Raw genomic sequence first — 15842 nt, 5'->3', positions numbered from 1 at the left:
CCCGAAGTCCGGGGCGCGCGGCGGGTGCGTGCGGGTCCTGGTGCGCGCCGTCACAGCGGGATCCCGTTACGGGGACCACCGGCCCGGCTAACGTAGGGCGGATGACGGATACGCCCCGCACCCTGGCCGAGGAGCTACGGACCCGCACCGACAGCGGGCTCATCGACCTGCTGCGGGCCCGCCCGGACCTGCTCAACCCGGTGCCGGGCGACGTCACCCAGCTCGCCACCCGGGCCGGGACCCGGGCCTCGGTGGTGCGCGCCGTGGAGCGCCTGGACCGGTTCGCGCTGCAGACCGCCGAGGCGCTGGCGGTGGCGCCCGACCCCTGCCCGTACCCCACGCTCGCCTCCCTGATGACCGGAGCCCCGACACCCGCCCCGGACGCGGCCGAGGGCACGGCCGGACCGGACGCCTCCCAGGGAGCGGAGGGCCCGGATGCCTCCCAAGGGATGGAAGGGCCGAACACCCCCCAAGCCCCGGGCACGCCCTCCCTGGACGCGGCGGTGCTGGCCGCGCTGCCCGGTGCCGTGGCGGCGCTGCGGGCGCAGGCCCTGGTGTGGGGGCCCGACGACCGGCTGCGGCTGGTGCGGACCGCCCGTGAGCTGCTGGCCCCGAGCGCGGCGCACCCGTCGCCGACCGGCCTCGGGCCGACCGTCGCGGAGGCCGCGGCCGGGATGTCGCCGGGGCTGATCCAGGAGATCATCGCGACCGCCGGGCTGCCGCCCACCCACGACCCGGTGACCGCCGTCGCCGCGCTGACCTCGCTGTTCACCGACGGCGAGCGGATGGCGGCGCTGCTGGACGAGGCGCCCGCCGAGTCCGTCGCGGTCCTCGACAGACTGCTGTGGGGCCCGCCGTACGGCAGCGTCACCGAACGGCCCGCGCCGCATCTGCGCTGGCTCCTCGGCCGCGGGCTGCTGCTGCCCGCCGGCGCCCGCAACGTCGTACTGCCCCGGGAGGCGGCGCTGCATCTGCGGGCGGGGCGCGCGCACCGTAGCCCCGCGCCGGTGCCGCCCGCCCTCGCGCCAGTCACCGCGCGCGATCCACAGGCTGTGGACGCGGCCGCCGCCGGGCAGGCGTTCACGGCGCTGGCGACCGTCGAGGAGCTGCTGAAGGAGTGGGATCTGGGCGGTCCGGCGGCGCTGCGCGCCGGGGGCCTGAGCGTCCGTGACCTCAAGCGCACCGCGGCCGCCCTGGACACCACCGAGCAGACCGCCGCCTTCTGGCTGGAGCTGGCCCACGGAGCGGGCCTGATCGCCTCCGACGGCGAGGCCGACGAGCGGTACGCGCCGACGCCCGCCGCCGAGGAGTGGCGGCAACTGCCCGACGCGCTGCGCTGGGCGGAGCTGGTGGCGGGCTGGCTGGACGCCACCCGCACCCCGGGCGTGGTCGGCGTCGCCGACGCCAAGGGCCGGGCGGCCGCCGCCCTCGGCCCGCACCTCGACCGCTCCCCCGCCCCCGAGGTCCGCCGCCGTACCCTCGCCCTCCTCGCCGAGCTGCCGCCGGGCTCCGCCGTCCCGGAGGCGGCCGTTCTGGACCGCCTCCACTGGGAGCGTCCGCTGCGCGCCGCCGCCCCGGAGGGCGCACCCGCCGCACCCGGGGGCGCCGCAACCGGAGGCGCCACTCCCCCGCCCGGGGAAAACCTTCGTACCCGCCTCGCCCGGTGGACGCTGGCCGAGGCCGAACTGCTGGGCGTCACCGGGCGCGGCGCCCTGTCCGCACCTGGCCGCGCGCTCCTGGGCGCCCCGGACTCCGGGGACGCGGCGCCCCGGACCGCCCCGACGGCCGCCGGGACCCGGGAGGCCGCGGCCCGCGCCGGGGCGCTCCTCGCGCCGCTGCTGCCCGAACCGCTCGACCACGTCCTCCTCCAGGCCGACCTGACCGCCGTCGCGCCCGGGCCGCTGCGCCGCCCGCTCGCCGAGACGCTGGGCGCCCTCGCCGACATCGAGTCCAAGGGCGGCGCGACCGTCTACCGCTTCACGCCCGCCTCGGTGCGCCGCGCCCTGGACACCGGCCGCACCGCCGCCGAGCTGCAGGAATTCCTCACCACCCACTCGCGGACGCCAGTACCGCAGCCGCTCGCCTACCTGATCGACGACGTGGCCCGCCGCCACGGGCGACTGCGGATCGGCGCGGCCTCCGCATACGTCCGCTGCGACGACGACACGCTGCTCGCCGAGATCCTCGCCGACCGCCGCGCCGCGCCGCTGCGGCTGCGCCGCCTCGCCCCGACGGTGCTCGCCGCGCAGATCGCCCCGGACCAACTCCTGGACGGCCTACGGGCGATGGGCTACGCCCCCGCCGCCGAGTCACCCGAGGGCGATGTCGTGATCACCCGGCCCGACGCGTACCGCACGGGGCCGCGCACCGCACCCGTCCCCGTGCCCGAGGGGCCGCCGGTCCTCGACGCGCCGCTTCTGGCGGCGGCGGTCCGCGCCATCCGCGCCGGCGATCTGGCCGCCACCGCCACCCGCAAACCCGTCACCGCCACCGCCCCGGCCCCCGGCGCGCCGCCCCGCACCACCTCCGCCGAAACCCTCGCCACGATGCAGGCGGCCGTCCTCACCAACGCCGCCGTCTGGATCGGCTACGTCAACGCGGACGGCGCCGCCAGCCAGCGCGTCATCGCCCCCGTACGGGTCGAGGGCGGCTTCGTCACCGCCTACGACCACACCGCCGACGAGGTCCGCACCTACCCGCTGCACCGCATCACCGGCGTCGCCGACCTGGCGGACGACACGGTCTGAGTCCCCGGGGCCCGGCACCACCCCTTACGGGATCGCTCCCCTACGGGTCAGGATCCGGCCGCGGCCCGCCCCGTCCCCTACGGGCCCCACTCCCCTACGGGCCGGGGCCTGCCCCCACCCGTCCCCTACGGGCAGGGTTCCGGCCCCGCCGTCACCGTCGGCCGCCTCCTTGTCCCGGCCCGCCCGTCACCCTGCGGGTCGCCGCACGCAGGGCTGCCCTGGCGGCGGGGTCCGCGTACCGGCGTGCCCGGTCGAGTCGGCCGCGCCGCTTCAGGACGACCGCCGCGCCGAGGAGCAGCAGCGCCAGCGCCACCACCACGGCGGCCAGCACGCCGAACCTGATGAGCATGAAGTCGAGGTACGCCTCCACGGTCCCGTTCCCTCCGTCGATTTTTTATCACGAGCGTGACAGAAAAAGAACGTATCACGGGCGTGATAAAACGCGTGGTAAAAAGGACCTATGCCGAAACTTGTGGACCGGGACGCCCGCCGCCGGGACGTCGTCGACGCCCTCTTCCGGATCGTCGTCCGTGACGGCCTTCAGCGCGCCTCCCTGCGCGCCGTCGCCGACGAGGCCGCCCTCAACATCGGCTCCGTCCGCCACTACTTCGCCTCGCAGCAGGAGCTGATGCGGTTCGCGATGGAGTCGATGCTGGAGCGGGTCTCCGCGCGGCTGATGCGCCGGGTCGACGCGATCGGCGGACTGGCCGGTCACCCGCAGGCCGCGCAGTACCGCCTCGCCGCGGACCTCCTCGGCGAATTGCTCCCCCTGGACGACCTGCGCCGCGCCGAGGTCACCGTCTTCCTCGACTTCACCGCGGCCGCCCGCACCGAACCGGCCTTCGCCGACCTCTCCCGCAAGGCCGCCACCGGCACCCGCGCCCTGATCCACCGCGTCCTGGCCCGCCTCGCCGACGATGGCTCCCTCGGCCCCGCCCGCGACGTCCCCGCCGAAACCGAACGCCTCGCCGCCCTCATCGACGGCCTCGGCCTCACCGCCGTCCTCCATCCCACCGTCGTCACCCCGACCGTCTGCACCGATACCCTCCGGGCCCACCTGGCGGAGCTGGCTGCTGCGGCACCGGCCGCCGCCTGACCCGGCCACCGCCGAAAAACCCATCGCGACCGGGGCCGCCGCGGTCCGTCCCGGCGATGCGGCACACTGGACGTTTGGCCACCGGCCCGGTCGCGGGTCGCGGCCGGTGACCGGGCGGCGACGGATTCGGCCGGGCAGCACTCACGTAGGAAGGCGAGGCGCGTGAACGGACCTCTCATCGTCCAGAGCGACAAGACGCTGCTGCTGGAGGTGGACCACGAGTCGGCGGGCGCCTGCCGACGGGCCATCGCGCCGTTCGCGGAGCTGGAGCGGGCGCCGGAGCACATTCACACGTACCGGGTGACGCCGCTCGGGCTGTGGAACGCGCGGGCGGCCGGGCACGACGCCGAGCAGGTCGTGGACGCGCTGGTGCAGTTCTCGCGGTATCCGGTGCCGCACGCGCTGCTCGTCGACATCGCCGAGACCATGTCGCGGTACGGGCGGCTGACGCTGGTCAAGCACCCCGCGCACGGGCTGGTACTGACGACCACCGACCGGCCGGTGCTGGAGGAGGTGCTGCGGTCGAAGAAGGTCCAGCCGCTGGTCGGCGCGCGCCTCGACCCCGACAACGTCGTGGTGCACCCCTCCGAGCGCGGCCAGATCAAGCAGACGCTGCTGAAGCTCGGCTGGCCCGCCGAGGACCTCGCCGGATACGTCGACGGCGAGGCCCACCCGATCGCGCTCGTCGAGGACGGCTGGGCGCTGCGGCCGTACCAGCAGCAGGCCGTCGAGGGCTTCTGGCACGGCGGCTCGGGCGTCGTCGTACTGCCGTGTGGTGCGGGAAAGACGCTGGTGGGGGCCGGTGCGATGGCGCAGGCGAAGGCCACGACGCTGATCCTGGTCACCAACACCGTCTCGGCCCGGCAGTGGAAGCACGAGCTGGTGAAGCGGACCACGCTGACCGAGGACGAGATCGGCGAGTACAGCGGGACGAAGAAGGAGATCCGGCCCGTCACCATCGCCACGTACCAGGTGCTGACGACGAAGCGGAAGGGCGTCTACCGGCATCTGGAGCTGTTCGACTCCCGGGACTGGGGCCTGATCGTCTACGACGAGGTGCATCTGCTGCCCGCGCCGGTCTTCAAGTTCACCGCCGACCTCCAGGCCCGGCGCCGCCTCGGGCTGACCGCGACGCTGGTGCGGGAGGACGGCCGGGAGTCGGACGTCTTCTCGCTGATCGGCCCGAAGCGGTTCGACGCGCCGTGGAAGGAGATCGAGGCGCAGGGGTACATCGCGCCCGCGGACTGCGTCGAGGTGCGGGTCAGCCTCTCCGACTCGGAGCGGCTGACGTACGCGACGGCGGAGACCGAGGAGAAGTACCGCTTCTGCGCGACGACCGACAGCAAGCAGCGGGTCACCGAGGCGCTGGTCCGTCGGCACCAGGGCGAGCAGACGCTGGTCATCGGGCAGTACATCGATCAGCTGGACGAGCTGGGCGCGCATCTGGACGCTCCGGTGATCAAGGGCGAGACGACGAACGCGCAGCGCGAGAAGCTCTTCGACGCCTTCCGGGAGGGCGAGATCTCGGTGCTGGTCGTCTCGAAGGTGGCGAACTTCTCGATCGACCTGCCGGAGGCGACGGTCGCGATCCAGGTCTCCGGGACGTTCGGCTCCCGCCAGGAGGAGGCCCAGCGGCTGGGCCGGGTGCTGCGTCCGAAGGCGGACGGGCACGAGGCGCGGTTCTACTCCGTCGTCGCCCGCGACACCGTCGACCAGGACTTCGCCGCCCACCGCCAGCGCTTCCTCGCCGAGCAGGGCTACGCGTACCGCATCGTGGACGCGACCGAGCTGCTGTCGGCGGAGGAGGACGCCTGAGCCCTGGGGCTCAGCTCGCGCCCTTCGCCGCTTCCCTGCCGCCGTCCGGTACGGCCGCCGCCGGGGCCGGTATTCGGACCGCCCCGGCGGCGACGGTCCGGGGACGGGGGACGGCGCTGCCGGAGGCCGCGCCCGGCACTTCGGGGGCGGTGCGGGTGTACCGGACCACCGCGGCGAGGAGGGCCAGGCCGAGCAGGGGGTACGGCGAGGTCAGGGGCTGTTCCCACCAGGTGAAGTGCAGATCACGGTCGCCGGCGTGCGGGACGATCCACAGGGTGCGGGCGGTGAACGCGACGGTGACCGCGGCGAGCAGCGCGCGGCGCCAGGGGACGCGGTGGGTGTGCGCGGCGAGCGCGATGAGCAGCGGGACGCACCAGACCCAGTGGTGGGACCAGCTGATCGGCGAGACGAGCAGCGCGGTGACGGCGGTGCACAGCACGCCCCAGAGGTCCGATCCGCGGCGCCGGTGGACGCGGTGGGCGGCCCAGAGCCCGCCGATCGCGGTGAGCAGCGCGGCGCCCGCCCAGACGGCGCCGGGCTCGGGGGTGTGCAGGACGCGGGCCAGCAGGCCCTGAAGTGCTTGGTTGTCGACGATCCAGACCTTGCCGACCCGGTCCGTCTCGAACATCCGCCGGGTCCAGAAGTCGATGCTGGCGTCCGGCAGCACCAGCAGGCCGAGCAGGACCGACCCGGCGAACCCGGCGAGCGCGGTGCAGGCGGCCTTTCCCCGGCCGGTGAGGAGGAGGTAGACCGCGAAGATCGCCGGCGTCAGCTTCACCCCGGCGGCGATGCCGACGCCGAGCCCCTTGAAGCGGGCGCCGTCGGGCCGGGCCAGATCCCAGAGGACGAGGCAGGTGAGGGCGAGGTTGACCTGGCCGAAGATCAGGGTCTGGAAGACCGGCTCCAGCCAGATGCCGAGCGCCGTGGCGCCGAGGACGGTGGGCGCGGTGTAGGCGGAGCGCCGTACCCCGGCGGCCTTGCAGGAGAGCTGGATCAGTGCGGCGAGCAGTCCGGCGTTGGCGACGAAGCAGACGATCTTGAGGGTGGCGAGGGAGACCCAGGTGGTGGGGATGAAGAGCAGGGCCGCGAACGGCGGGTAGGTGGCCGGGAGGTTCCATTTGGTGGTCGTGAAGCCGTAGAGATCACTGCCGGAGGCGGCGGCCTGTCCCTCGGCGCGGTAGACCTCTATGTCGGGCATCGCCAGCGGGTGGACGGTGTACAGCACGCCCAGTCCGATGAGGGATGCCGCGAGCAGTGCTCCGGCGATGACCGTGCGGTGCGGGTGCGCGACGCTCTGCGCCCACGTACGCCGCCATGTCCACGTCCGCGTCCCGTCGGCGGCAGACACTCGTTCCCCTCCCCATCGCCCTGCACGCTCTCAGCGGCGACGCTAGCCGATCCGGGCCGACGGCCCGTAACCGTTTCCGGTCAACCAGATGTCCGGTGGTGGACGCGCCCGGACGCGCGGTGGCAGACGCGGGCGGCTGCCCGGTGCCGGATGCCGGAGGTCCCGTCGGGGACGCGTCCGGTCAGGCGCGTATCCGGTCGGTGGCGCGGGGGCGGGGTACGCGGCGGTCGGCTCTCTCCTCTCCGTACTCGCCGAGGAGGACGACGCTGAAGGCGGCCGTAGCGAAGACCTTCACGGCGCGCAGGGCGCTGCCGACCGGATGGCCGCCGCTGTGGGCGGGGCCGAGGGCCGTGGCGCCCTTCATCGGGTGCAGGGATGCCGGGTGTCCGGCTGCTGGGGTGATCGTTGCGCTGCTCATGACTCCATGATGGTTTTCCCGCGAATGCCGCACATCGGCCCATGGACCCATTCCCGGACCGATGGACCTCTGACTGCGGTATCACCCGTGCCCCCTACCGGAGGTGTACGTACCCCCTACGGGAGAGGGACGACCCGGCCGCGGGCGCAGGTGGGCGGGTGGTACCGCCGCGGCGTGCGACGGCGGCCGCCGACGAGTGGCGTGCGACGGTGGCAGCGGACGGGCCGGGCCACCACCGCGGACGGGCCGCCCTGTCACCGTCCCCGCCCACCACCACGACCGGCCCCGGCCACGTCCCCGCTCGCCCCCTCAAAAAACGCGTTGGCGCCCCGCCCGACCGCTGACTAGAATCGCGCGTCTCCCTGCCTCCCGTCGGGTTCCGTCGAGGAGCGCCGCCGACCGGACGGAAACCGGCCGGTCCTTCGCACCACGCCGATGACCGCCCCACGTCCCACGACGCGCGGGCCCATTCGGCGTCCGCACCGAACGACGGCCCGCCGTGCCCGCCCGCCGTGGCGCGTGCCCGCCGCAGTGAGATCCCCCGGAGGCAACGCCCGTGCCCGCGCACGCCCAGCACCCCGTACCCGACCCGCACGCCCCGGCCGCCGGTGAGGGCGCCGATCCGCTCCGCAACGAGCGGGATCATCTCGCCGCCTCCCGGGCCGCGCTGCGCGCGATGCGCGCCGACGCCGAGGCGCTGAACATCGCCGACGTCACCGCGAACTGGGTCAACGCCAAGGTCCTTCAGGGCGAGATCGACGCCCGGATCAAGGCGCTCGCCGACCTCGCCCACACCCCGCTGTTCTTCGGCCGCCTCGACTACCTGCACGCCCCGGGCCTCGACCCGTCCGAGGGCGGCGCGGGTGCCGACGGCGGCCACGGGGACGAGAACTTCTACATCGGGCGGCGCCATGTCCACGACGCGCACGGCGACCCGATGGTCATCGACTGGCGCGCGCCGGTCTCCCAGCCGTTCTACCGGGCGTCCAAGAAGGACCCGATGGACCTCCGGATGCGCCGCCGGTTCGGCTACACCGGTGGGGAGCTGACCGCGTACGAGGACGAGCATCTGAGCGATCCGGCGGAGCTGGAGCGGACCAGTCAGCTGCTCCAGGCGGAGATCGAGCGGCCGCGCGTCGGCCCGATGCGGGACATCGTCGCGACGATCCAGCCGGAGCAGGACGAGATCGTGCGCGCCGGGATCGGCGGTTCGGTGTGCGTCCAGGGGGCGCCCGGCACGGGGAAGACGGCCGTGGGTCTGCACCGTGTCGCGTATCTGCTGTACGCGCACCGGGAGCGGCTGGCCCGGTCCGGCACCCTCGTCATCGGGCCGAACGACTCGTTCCTGCGCTACATCGAGCAGGTCCTCCCGGCCCTGGGCGAGCTGGAGGTCAAGCAGGCCACCGTCGATTCCCTGGTGGGCCATGTGGAGGTGCGCGCCCGGGACGATGCGGCGGCCGCGTCGGTCAAGGGGGACGCGCGGATGGCGGAGGTGCTGCGGCGGGCGGTGCGGTCGCACATCACGCCGCCCGAGGAGGCGTGCATGGTGGTGCGCGGCTCGCGGCGCTGGCGCGTCCCGGTGTACGAACTCCAGGAGATCGTCGAGGAGTTGCGGGAGCGGGACATCCGCTACGGTGCGGCGCGCGAGGCGCTGCCGCAGCGGATCGCGCACGCCGTGCTGGTGCGGATGGAGCAGGCGGGCGAGGCGCCGGACGACCGGGTGCAGGACGCGGTGGCGCGCAATGCCGCGGTGAAGGCGGCGGTCAAGGCGGTCTGGCCGCCGGTGGATCCGGCGAAGCTGGTGCTGCGGCTGCTGGGCGACGCGGAGTTCCTGGCCGCGCACGCCGAGGGCCTGCTGACGCCCGAGGAGCAGAAGGCAGTCCTGTGGGCGAAGCCGGCGCGGAGCGTGAAGAGCGCCAAGTGGTCGTCGGCGGACGCGGTGCTGATCGACGAGGCGATGGACCTGGTGGCGCGGACGCCGTCGCTGGGCCATGTGGTGCTGGACGAGGCGCAGGACCTGTCGCCGATGCAGTACCGCGCGGTGGGCCGCCGCTGTACGACGGGTTCGGTGACGGTCCTCGGCGACATCGCCCAGGGGACGACGCCGTGGGCGACCGACACCTGGGAGGAGGCGCTGGGGCATATGGGGAAGCCCGGTTCGGTGGTCGAGGAGCTGACGCAGGGGTTCCGGGTGCCGCGCGAGGTCATCGCGTACGCCTCGCGGCTGCTCCCGGCGATCGCGCCGGATCTGCGGGAGGCCACCTCGATCCGTGAGTCGGCGGGCGACTTCGAGATCCGTACGGTGCGCCCGGAGGCGCTGGACGCGTCCGTGCTGGCGGCGTGCCATGACGCCCTGGGCAAGGAGGGGTCGGTCGGCCTGATCGTGGCGGACGCCCGGGTGCCAGGGCTGCGCGCCGCCCTGGAGGAGGACGGGCTGCGCTGCCTCGCACCCGGTGAGGAGACGTCCGCGGAGGCGCGGCTGACGCTGGTCCCGGCGACGCTCGCCAAGGGCCTGGAGTACGACTACGTGGTACTGGACGAGCCCGCCGCGATCGTCGACGGCGAGCCGGACGAACGCACCGGTCTGCGCCGTCTCTACGTCTGCCTGACGCGCCCGGTGTCGGGGCTGACCGTCATTCATGCGGCGGATCTGCCGGAGCAGTTGGCGGGCCAGGGGGACGCGGCGGCGCGGGCCTGCTGAGGTCGCACGCCCGGGGCGCGGGCGGCTGCGGCGCGCGCCCCGGGTCCGTCACTCCTCCGTGGCGTCCAGGGCCGTGCGCCAGCGCCGTACGGCCGCCGCGTCGGCGGGGGCGGACCAGCCGGACGGGCGGGCGGCGCCGCCGATGTGGAAGGCGTCGAGACCGGCCGCGCGCAGGGTGGGCAGATGCTCCAGGGTGAGGCCGCCGCCCACCAGGACGCGCGGGGCGTAACCGGGCGCCCCGGCCCTGGTGCGGGCATGTTCGGCGAGGAGGGTGGGCAGGCCGTCGGCGACACCGGTGGCCGCTCCGGCGGTGAGGAAGGTGTCCGGGCCGCCGGGTAGCGCGGCGAGTTCGGTGCGCAGCGCGTCGCGGTCGGCGGCGTGATCGAGGGCGCGGTGGAAGGTCCAGCGGCAGCCGCCGATCACCTCGGTGAGCGCCCGTAGGGCGGCGAGGTCGGGACGGCCGTCGGGGGTGAGGAAGCCCAGGACGAACTCGTCGGCGCCCGCCGCCCGCAGCGCGGCGGCGTCCGCGCACAGGGCGTCGATGTCACCGGCGGCGAAGCCGTCGCGGTGGCGCAGCATCACCCGGAGGGGAATGTCGACGGCGGCGCGGATCGCGGCGAAGACGGCGCGGGGCGGGGTGAGCCCGTCGGCGGCGATGTCGGTGACGAGTTCGAGGCGGTCGGCCCCGCCGGTCTGCGCCGCGACCGCGTCCTGCGGGTCGAGCGCGATCACCTCCAGCAGTGCGCGGTGACGCCGAGGGTGTGTGCCCCCAAGGTCGTTACTCATGGGACCCCAATCGGTGGTGGCGATGACGGTGTGGCGGGCGGGCGTCGTGCGGGTGGCGACGCCCGGGGAGCCGCCGCGATAGGTCTAGTCCAATCATGGCCCAGCGTAAACGGTGCCCACCGCTCCACGACTTTTTTACGGAACGGACACGGCCGGAAACGTTCCGTGGCGACCCCGGGGGCGCCGGCCGGGTGTCCGTCACCGTGCTCGCATGCGCGGGCGAGTGTCGCGGTGCGGACGGTCAATGGTCTCGGTAACGTCGGACTCAGGCGCGCCGGTCGCGTGTCGGCCCTTCCTCGCCGCAGGCGAGCAGCGTCCGCTCTTCCCCGTTTGCACGCGTGAGGGTTCACCGGTGCACGCCACATCAGCAGGGCAGCACCTCTGGATGGCACCACGGTACAAAGAGAGGAACGGAATGCTGGAGAGACTGACCGACGTGCCTGCCGGCGTTGACGCGGTGAAGGCGGTCGGAACCGTGTCGAAGAACGACTATGAGACGGTGATCGAGCCGCTGGTCGACGACGCGCGCAGCGAAGGTCGCCGCATCCGGATCCTGTGCGAGCTCGGCCCCGAGTTCCACTCGTTCACGCCAGGGGCTGCCTGGGAGGACCTGAAGGTCGGGCTGAGCTCCCTGCGGCTGTTCGAGGGCTGCGCGATCGTCACGGACATCGCTTGGATCCGCGAGTCGACGCGGCTCACGGGGTTTTTCCTGCCGTGTCCGGTGCATGTCTACGGCAACCAGGAGCGCGAAGAGGCCCTTCGCTGGCTGGCCTCGCTTCCTGCGGGTCCCGGGGTTTCCCACCGGCTCCTCCCCGATTCCCACGTACTCGTGGTCGAGGTCGAGCACCCGCTGCGTGCGCAGGACTTCGATGCTCTGGCGCTCACCGTCGACACCTGGCTCGAAACACACGACGAGTTGACCGGCGCCGTGGTCCATGCGCGCGAGTTTCCCGGCTGGGAGAACGTCGGAAGCCTGCTGCGCCACGCGCGTTTCGTGCGTGATCACCACCGGCAGGTCAGGAGGGTCGCGCTGGCGGCTGACAGCAGGCTCGCGGGCCTGGCGCCTCATCTGGCGAACCACTTCGTCCAGGCCGACGTACGGCGCTTCGGATACGACGAACTCGACGATGCCGTCGCGTGGGCGGCAAACCCCGCAGGCCGCCCCCCGGCCGCGACGGGCTGATCGACCGGCCGTCGGCAGCGGCCGCCTCTGCCGTGGTCACGGAGGCTGCGGACGGGCGCCGAGGCGCGCCGGATGCCGGGTGCGCGAGGGCGCGGGTCGGCGTCGAGGTGACCGGCATGCAGGTGACGTCGGACTGTTCCAGCATGGAAGAGACCGGAAGTGTCCCTGTACATGTCCCTGTATACGGAGTGGTGCGATGACTCCTCCCGGGCCATCGGTTCTCACCCTGACGATGAATCCTGCCGTCGATCTCTGCTGGGAGGTCGCAAGCCTGGAGGACGTCGGCAAGAATCGTGCCCGGGTCAGATCGGTGGCCGCCGGAGGCGGAGGGATCAACGTCGCCCGTGATGTGGTGCGGCTCGGGGGCCGGGCCACCGCCGTCCACACCGCCGGAGGCGCGATCGGCCGGCGCCTGAACCGGCTGCTGGACGACGAGGGCATCAACCACATCAGCGTCGGGATCGACGAGGAGACCCGCGAAGCGCTCGTGCTGTACGTGGCCGAGTCGCGCCGCAGCTATCACCTCGTACCGCCTGGACCACGGCTCCACGTCCGCGAGGGTCGGCGCTGCCTGGACGTACTGGCACAGGCCATCGGCGGGTGCCGGTATGTCGTGGCCAGCGGCAGTCTGCCCGACGGTCTCCCCGGGGATTTCTACGCGGCCGTCGCCCGCCGTGTGAAAGAAACCGGGGCCCGGCTGGTTCTGGACACTTCCGGACCGGCGCTGCGCGGAGCGCTCGCGGAGGGGGTGTTTCTGCTCAGGTGCAACCAGAAAGAGGCCGCCGACCTGACCGGCCGGGAGGTCTGCGACTTCGACGACGCCCGCGCCGTCAACGAACACCTCCTCACCACAGGAGCCGCCGAGATCGCCGTCACCGCCCTCGGGGCACTGGGCGCGCTGTGCTCGACCGGACAGGGCCATACCGAGCTGTACGCGCCACCGCTGCCCGGCGAGCCGCTGAGCGACGCCGGGGCGGGGGACAGCATGGTGGCCGCCCTCACCACACGGCTGGCCGACGGAGACGACCCCGTCAGCGCCTGCGCGCTGGGGGTGGCCGCGGCCGCCGCGTCGATGCTCACCCCCAGCACGGAGCCTTTCGACCGGGAGACGGTCCAGTCCCTCCGCCCCGGGGTGAGGGCCAGGTTCCAGGCAGATGCACCACGCCGGAGCTGTTGACCTGCCCCCGAGGCGCCCCCTTCCGTACCCTGCGGACCCGCTTGAGAAGAAGGTGTGAAACCCGGCAGATATGGGTAACACGCCTTCCCGGTAAGGGCATTGCGGCATGGTGCACGCGGCCCGCCGACGGGGGGAGACGCACATGTCAGAACTGGCGACGGTGTCCGCCGAGATCGCTCCGTATCTCGCGATGGCGGCGAGCAGCCTCGGTACGTCCGTGCTCACCGCGGCCCAGCAGCGGATCACGGAGCGCACGGTCGACGCCGGGGAAGGCTTCTTCCGGCGGCTGCTGGGACGCGACGGCGACCGCCTCGGGGGCGGCGCGGCGCCCGTGCTCGACGTGGGCCGCGCCACCTCGCTGGACGCCCGTCTGGCCCGGCTGGACGACACCGAACGGCGGGCGCTGGCGGAGGCCATGGCCGACTGGCTGGCCGGTCCCGTCACCGCGCGGGACGCCGCCGGATTCCTGTCCCATATGGCCCCGCACCTCTCCGGCACCACGATCAACTCCCCCACCACGTACGGGGATCACTCCGCCGCGATCGGCGTGGTGAACGGCACCGTCCATCTGGGCGGCGGCACGGACACCGGGCGCGCCTCATGAGGCGCGGGAGACCGCCGCGTCCCTCGCGGGGTGCGAGACGGCCCGGGGGCGTGGGGGCCGCGAAGCCGCTGCCCGACCGGGGCCGGGACCGGCCCGACGGCAACGACGCAGGTCAACGGCCCACCGGCACCGGAAAGGCGGGGCGCGCCGGGGTCGGACCCGGCGCCGGAAAGCCGCGCACGGCGGAGGCCGCCGCGCCCTCCGCCAAGAGACCGGCGCCCTCCCCGGGAAAGGAACGCCGCACGGCCGACACCGGGCCCGACCCCGCCCCCGAGGTCCACGCCCACCACGTCCAGCACAACAACCCCGTCACCACCGGCCCGCACTCCATCGCCGCCAATGACATCAAGAACGTGATCATCCGCTGGGTGATGCACCCCAGCGCCCGCTGGCTACCGCTGCTGCTGGCCTGCGCCGCCCTGGTGATCGCCCAGACGACCGATCCGCACGGCCCGGCCGGGCAGTACGCGCTGAGCATCACGCTGGCCGTCCTCGCGGTCGCCGCGGGGGCCGTGCGGGTCCTGATACGGAAGACGCCGAGCGTGGCGGCAGTGGGTGCGCTGTCGCTGGTCTCGGTGCTGGCGACGGTCGGCGGCTGGCTCTCGTTCCAGTACGCCGCCGCGCACGCCGATGTCGATGTGACGGGCCAGGTGCGGCGCGCGGGCACCCTGCCGCTGACGGGCCGGGACCACACCGTCACCTTCACCCTCGGGCCCGCCGGGCTCCGCGAGCACCGCGACCGGCTGCGGCTGACCCTGGCCGTGTCGGACTACGATCCGAGTGCCCCGGCCTGCTCCTACCGCACCACGGCGACCGCGTATCTGATGGACGGCGGCGCCCCCGCCCAGGAGGCGCGGGTCCGCTCCGGCCGCCCCCTGGATTTCGTCCTGAACTCCGGCACCACCTCCGTACAGATCCAGGTGACGCTGACGGAGCAGGATCCCGGGCAGAACTGCCGGACGGACATCCGGGCCACCGGAGCCGTGCTGCACGACGCCTGACCCGGGCCGCTCCGGTGGCCGCGCCCGGACCCGCCCACCGCATACGCCCACCGTGTACGCCCTTCACACCACGCACAACGGGGAGATTCCATGACGTCAGCCTTGCCCCGGCGCCGCGCCCTCGTCGGTGCCGCGCTGCTCACCCTGACCGCCCTGACCGCGTCCGCCTGCGCGGACGACCGGCCGCCGACACTCTTCGACCAGCGGTCGGTGTCGGTCGGGGTGAAGAACGACCAGCCGGGCACCGGCGAGGAGGCCACCTACAAGTTCGCCGGGTTCGACATCACCGTGGCCCGGCATCTGCTCGAAGGGGTCGGCGCCAAGCCGCACTTCAACAGTGTGCCGTCGGAGAACCGCGGTCAGGCAATCGTCGACGACCAGGAGGATCTGGTCGCCGCGACGTTCTCGATCACCCCGTCGCGGATGAAGGACGTCGATTTCATCGGCCCGTACGCGACGACGTCGCAGGGCGTCATGATCCGGGACAAGGACGCCGGGCGCATCAAGAAGCTGGAGGATCTCAAGGGCCGGGCCGTCTGCACCTGGAAGGGCACCACCTCGTTCGAGGAGCTCAACAAGAAGGCGTACGGCGACATCAGCGTCTATCAGGTGGCCGACGCCTCCCGCTGCATCGCCGACCTCCGGGCGGGCCGGGCCACGGCGGTCTCCACCGACCAGATGATCCTTTACGGCTTCACCCAGAAGTACACCGGGCTCCAGGTGGTGCCCGGCATCGTCGTCGGCTCCCCCAACGACTACGGCATCGCCATCGCGAAGAAGTACCGCGCGGACTGCCGCAAGCTCAGCGACAAGCTGCGCGACTACCTCAACGGCACCGACTGGGAACGGGACTTCGACCTCTCGCTGCCGTCCATCACCAAGCGCGTGCAGAACTGGCAGACGGAGTTCAAGCCGTCCGCCGACTCGGTGGGCCAGCTGTCGTGCCGGGACGCGCCCGCCTCCTGA

General features: G+C 73.5%; 13 protein-coding genes. 9 read left to right on the top strand and 4 right to left on the bottom strand.

Features of this window, described 5'->3' with window-relative positions; genetic code table 11:
- Positions 1–101 precede the first annotated feature (101 nt).
- Positions 102–2747: a helicase-associated domain-containing protein gene (locus OG422_RS18955; protein ID WP_405743823.1), complete on the top strand. Its 2646-nt coding sequence runs from the start codon at positions 102–104 to the stop codon at positions 2745–2747.
- 151 nt (positions 2748–2898) lie between these two features.
- Here OG422_RS18955 and OG422_RS18950 read toward each other — a convergent pair whose 3' ends face one another.
- Positions 2899–3117 (bottom strand): hypothetical protein, encoded by a 219-nt coding sequence (locus tag OG422_RS18950; protein ID WP_405743822.1) that lies wholly within the window; start codon positions 3115–3117, stop codon positions 2899–2901.
- A 90-nt stretch (positions 3118–3207) separates the two neighbouring features.
- Here OG422_RS18950 and OG422_RS18945 point away from each other — a divergent pair, with 90 nt between their 5' ends.
- Entirely contained in the window at positions 3208–3843 is a 636-nt protein-coding gene (locus OG422_RS18945) for a TetR/AcrR family transcriptional regulator (protein WP_405743821.1), read from the top strand.
- A gap of 162 nt (positions 3844–4005) precedes the next feature.
- Positions 4006–5658 carry a DNA repair helicase XPB gene (locus OG422_RS18940; protein WP_405743820.1) on the top strand — a complete coding sequence of 551 codons (1653 nt, stop codon included), beginning with the start codon at positions 4006–4008 and terminating at the stop codon, positions 5656–5658.
- A gap of 10 nt (positions 5659–5668) precedes the next feature.
- Here OG422_RS18940 and OG422_RS18935 read toward each other — a convergent pair whose 3' ends face one another.
- On the bottom strand, positions 5669–7006 hold the full coding sequence (locus tag OG422_RS18935; RefSeq protein ID WP_405743819.1) for a glycosyltransferase 87 family protein: 1338 nt from the start codon (positions 7004–7006) through the stop codon (positions 5669–5671).
- A gap of 181 nt (positions 7007–7187) precedes the next feature.
- Positions 7188–7424 carry a hypothetical protein gene (locus OG422_RS18930; RefSeq protein ID WP_143944215.1) on the bottom strand — a complete coding sequence of 79 codons (237 nt, stop codon included), beginning with the start codon at positions 7422–7424 and terminating at the stop codon, positions 7188–7190.
- Positions 7425–7980: 556 nt separating this feature from the next.
- Between OG422_RS18930 and OG422_RS18925 the strand changes: the two genes are divergently transcribed.
- Positions 7981–10125: a HelD family protein gene (locus tag OG422_RS18925; protein ID WP_405743818.1), complete on the top strand. Its 2145-nt coding sequence runs from the start codon at positions 7981–7983 to the stop codon at positions 10123–10125.
- Positions 10126–10173: 48 nt separating this feature from the next.
- On the opposite strand, the gene OG422_RS18920 is transcribed toward OG422_RS18925, so the two are convergent.
- Positions 10174–10911 (bottom strand): copper homeostasis protein CutC, encoded by a 738-nt coding sequence (locus OG422_RS18920; RefSeq protein WP_405743817.1) that lies wholly within the window; start codon positions 10909–10911, stop codon positions 10174–10176.
- A gap of 415 nt (positions 10912–11326) precedes the next feature.
- Here OG422_RS18920 and OG422_RS18915 point away from each other — a divergent pair, with 415 nt between their 5' ends.
- From OG422_RS18915 to OG422_RS18895, 5 genes are all read left to right on the top strand, one after another.
- Positions 11327–12094 (top strand): STAS/SEC14 domain-containing protein, encoded by a 768-nt coding sequence (locus tag OG422_RS18915; RefSeq protein WP_143942323.1) that lies wholly within the window; start codon positions 11327–11329, stop codon positions 12092–12094.
- Positions 12039–13271 carry a 1-phosphofructokinase family hexose kinase gene (locus tag OG422_RS18910; RefSeq protein WP_405743816.1) on the top strand — a complete coding sequence of 411 codons (1233 nt, stop codon included), beginning with the start codon at positions 12039–12041 and terminating at the stop codon, positions 13269–13271. Before OG422_RS18915 ends, OG422_RS18910 begins: the two co-directional genes overlap by 56 nt.
- 142 nt (positions 13272–13413) lie before the next feature.
- Positions 13414–13875, top strand: coding sequence for a hypothetical protein (locus OG422_RS18905; protein WP_405743815.1), 462 nt, complete (start codon positions 13414–13416; stop codon positions 13873–13875).
- 50 nt (positions 13876–13925) lie between these two features.
- Positions 13926–14876, top strand: a complete 951-nt coding sequence (locus OG422_RS18900) for a hypothetical protein (RefSeq protein WP_405743814.1) — start codon at positions 13926–13928, stop codon at positions 14874–14876.
- A 90-nt stretch (positions 14877–14966) separates the two neighbouring features.
- On the top strand, positions 14967–15842 hold the full coding sequence (locus tag OG422_RS18895) for a transporter substrate-binding domain-containing protein (protein ID WP_405743813.1): 876 nt from the start codon (positions 14967–14969) through the stop codon (positions 15840–15842).

It is taken from the genome of Streptomyces sp. NBC_01525, from assembly GCF_045040405.1.
Lineage (GTDB): Bacteria > Actinomycetota > Actinomycetes > Streptomycetales > Streptomycetaceae > Streptomyces > Streptomyces benahoarensis.
This window is presented reverse-complemented; position numbering and strand designations above follow the sequence as displayed.

Excerpts from the sequence above, each read along its gene's own strand:
- OG422_RS18895 (WP_405743813.1), top strand. The coding sequence starts at position 14,967 with ATGACGTCAGCCTTGCCCCGGCGCCGCGCCCTCGTCGGTGCCGCGCTG.
- OG422_RS18945 (WP_405743821.1), top strand. The coding sequence starts at position 3,208 with ATGCCGAAACTTGTGGACCGGGACGCCCGCCGCCGGGACGTCGTCGAC.
- OG422_RS18905 (WP_405743815.1), top strand. The coding sequence starts at position 13,414 with ATGTCAGAACTGGCGACGGTGTCCGCCGAGATCGCTCCGTATCTCGCG.
- OG422_RS18955 (WP_405743823.1), top strand. The coding sequence starts at position 102 with ATGACGGATACGCCCCGCACCCTGGCCGAGGAGCTACGGACCCGCACC.
- OG422_RS18920 (WP_405743817.1), bottom strand. The coding sequence starts at position 10,911 with ATGAGTAACGACCTTGGGGGCACACACCCTCGGCGTCACCGCGCACTG.
- OG422_RS18930 (WP_143944215.1), bottom strand. The coding sequence starts at position 7,424 with ATGAGCAGCGCAACGATCACCCCAGCAGCCGGACACCCGGCATCCCTG.
- OG422_RS18910 (WP_405743816.1), top strand. The coding sequence starts at position 12,039 with ATGCCGTCGCGTGGGCGGCAAACCCCGCAGGCCGCCCCCCGGCCGCGA.
- OG422_RS18915 (WP_143942323.1), top strand. The coding sequence starts at position 11,327 with ATGCTGGAGAGACTGACCGACGTGCCTGCCGGCGTTGACGCGGTGAAG.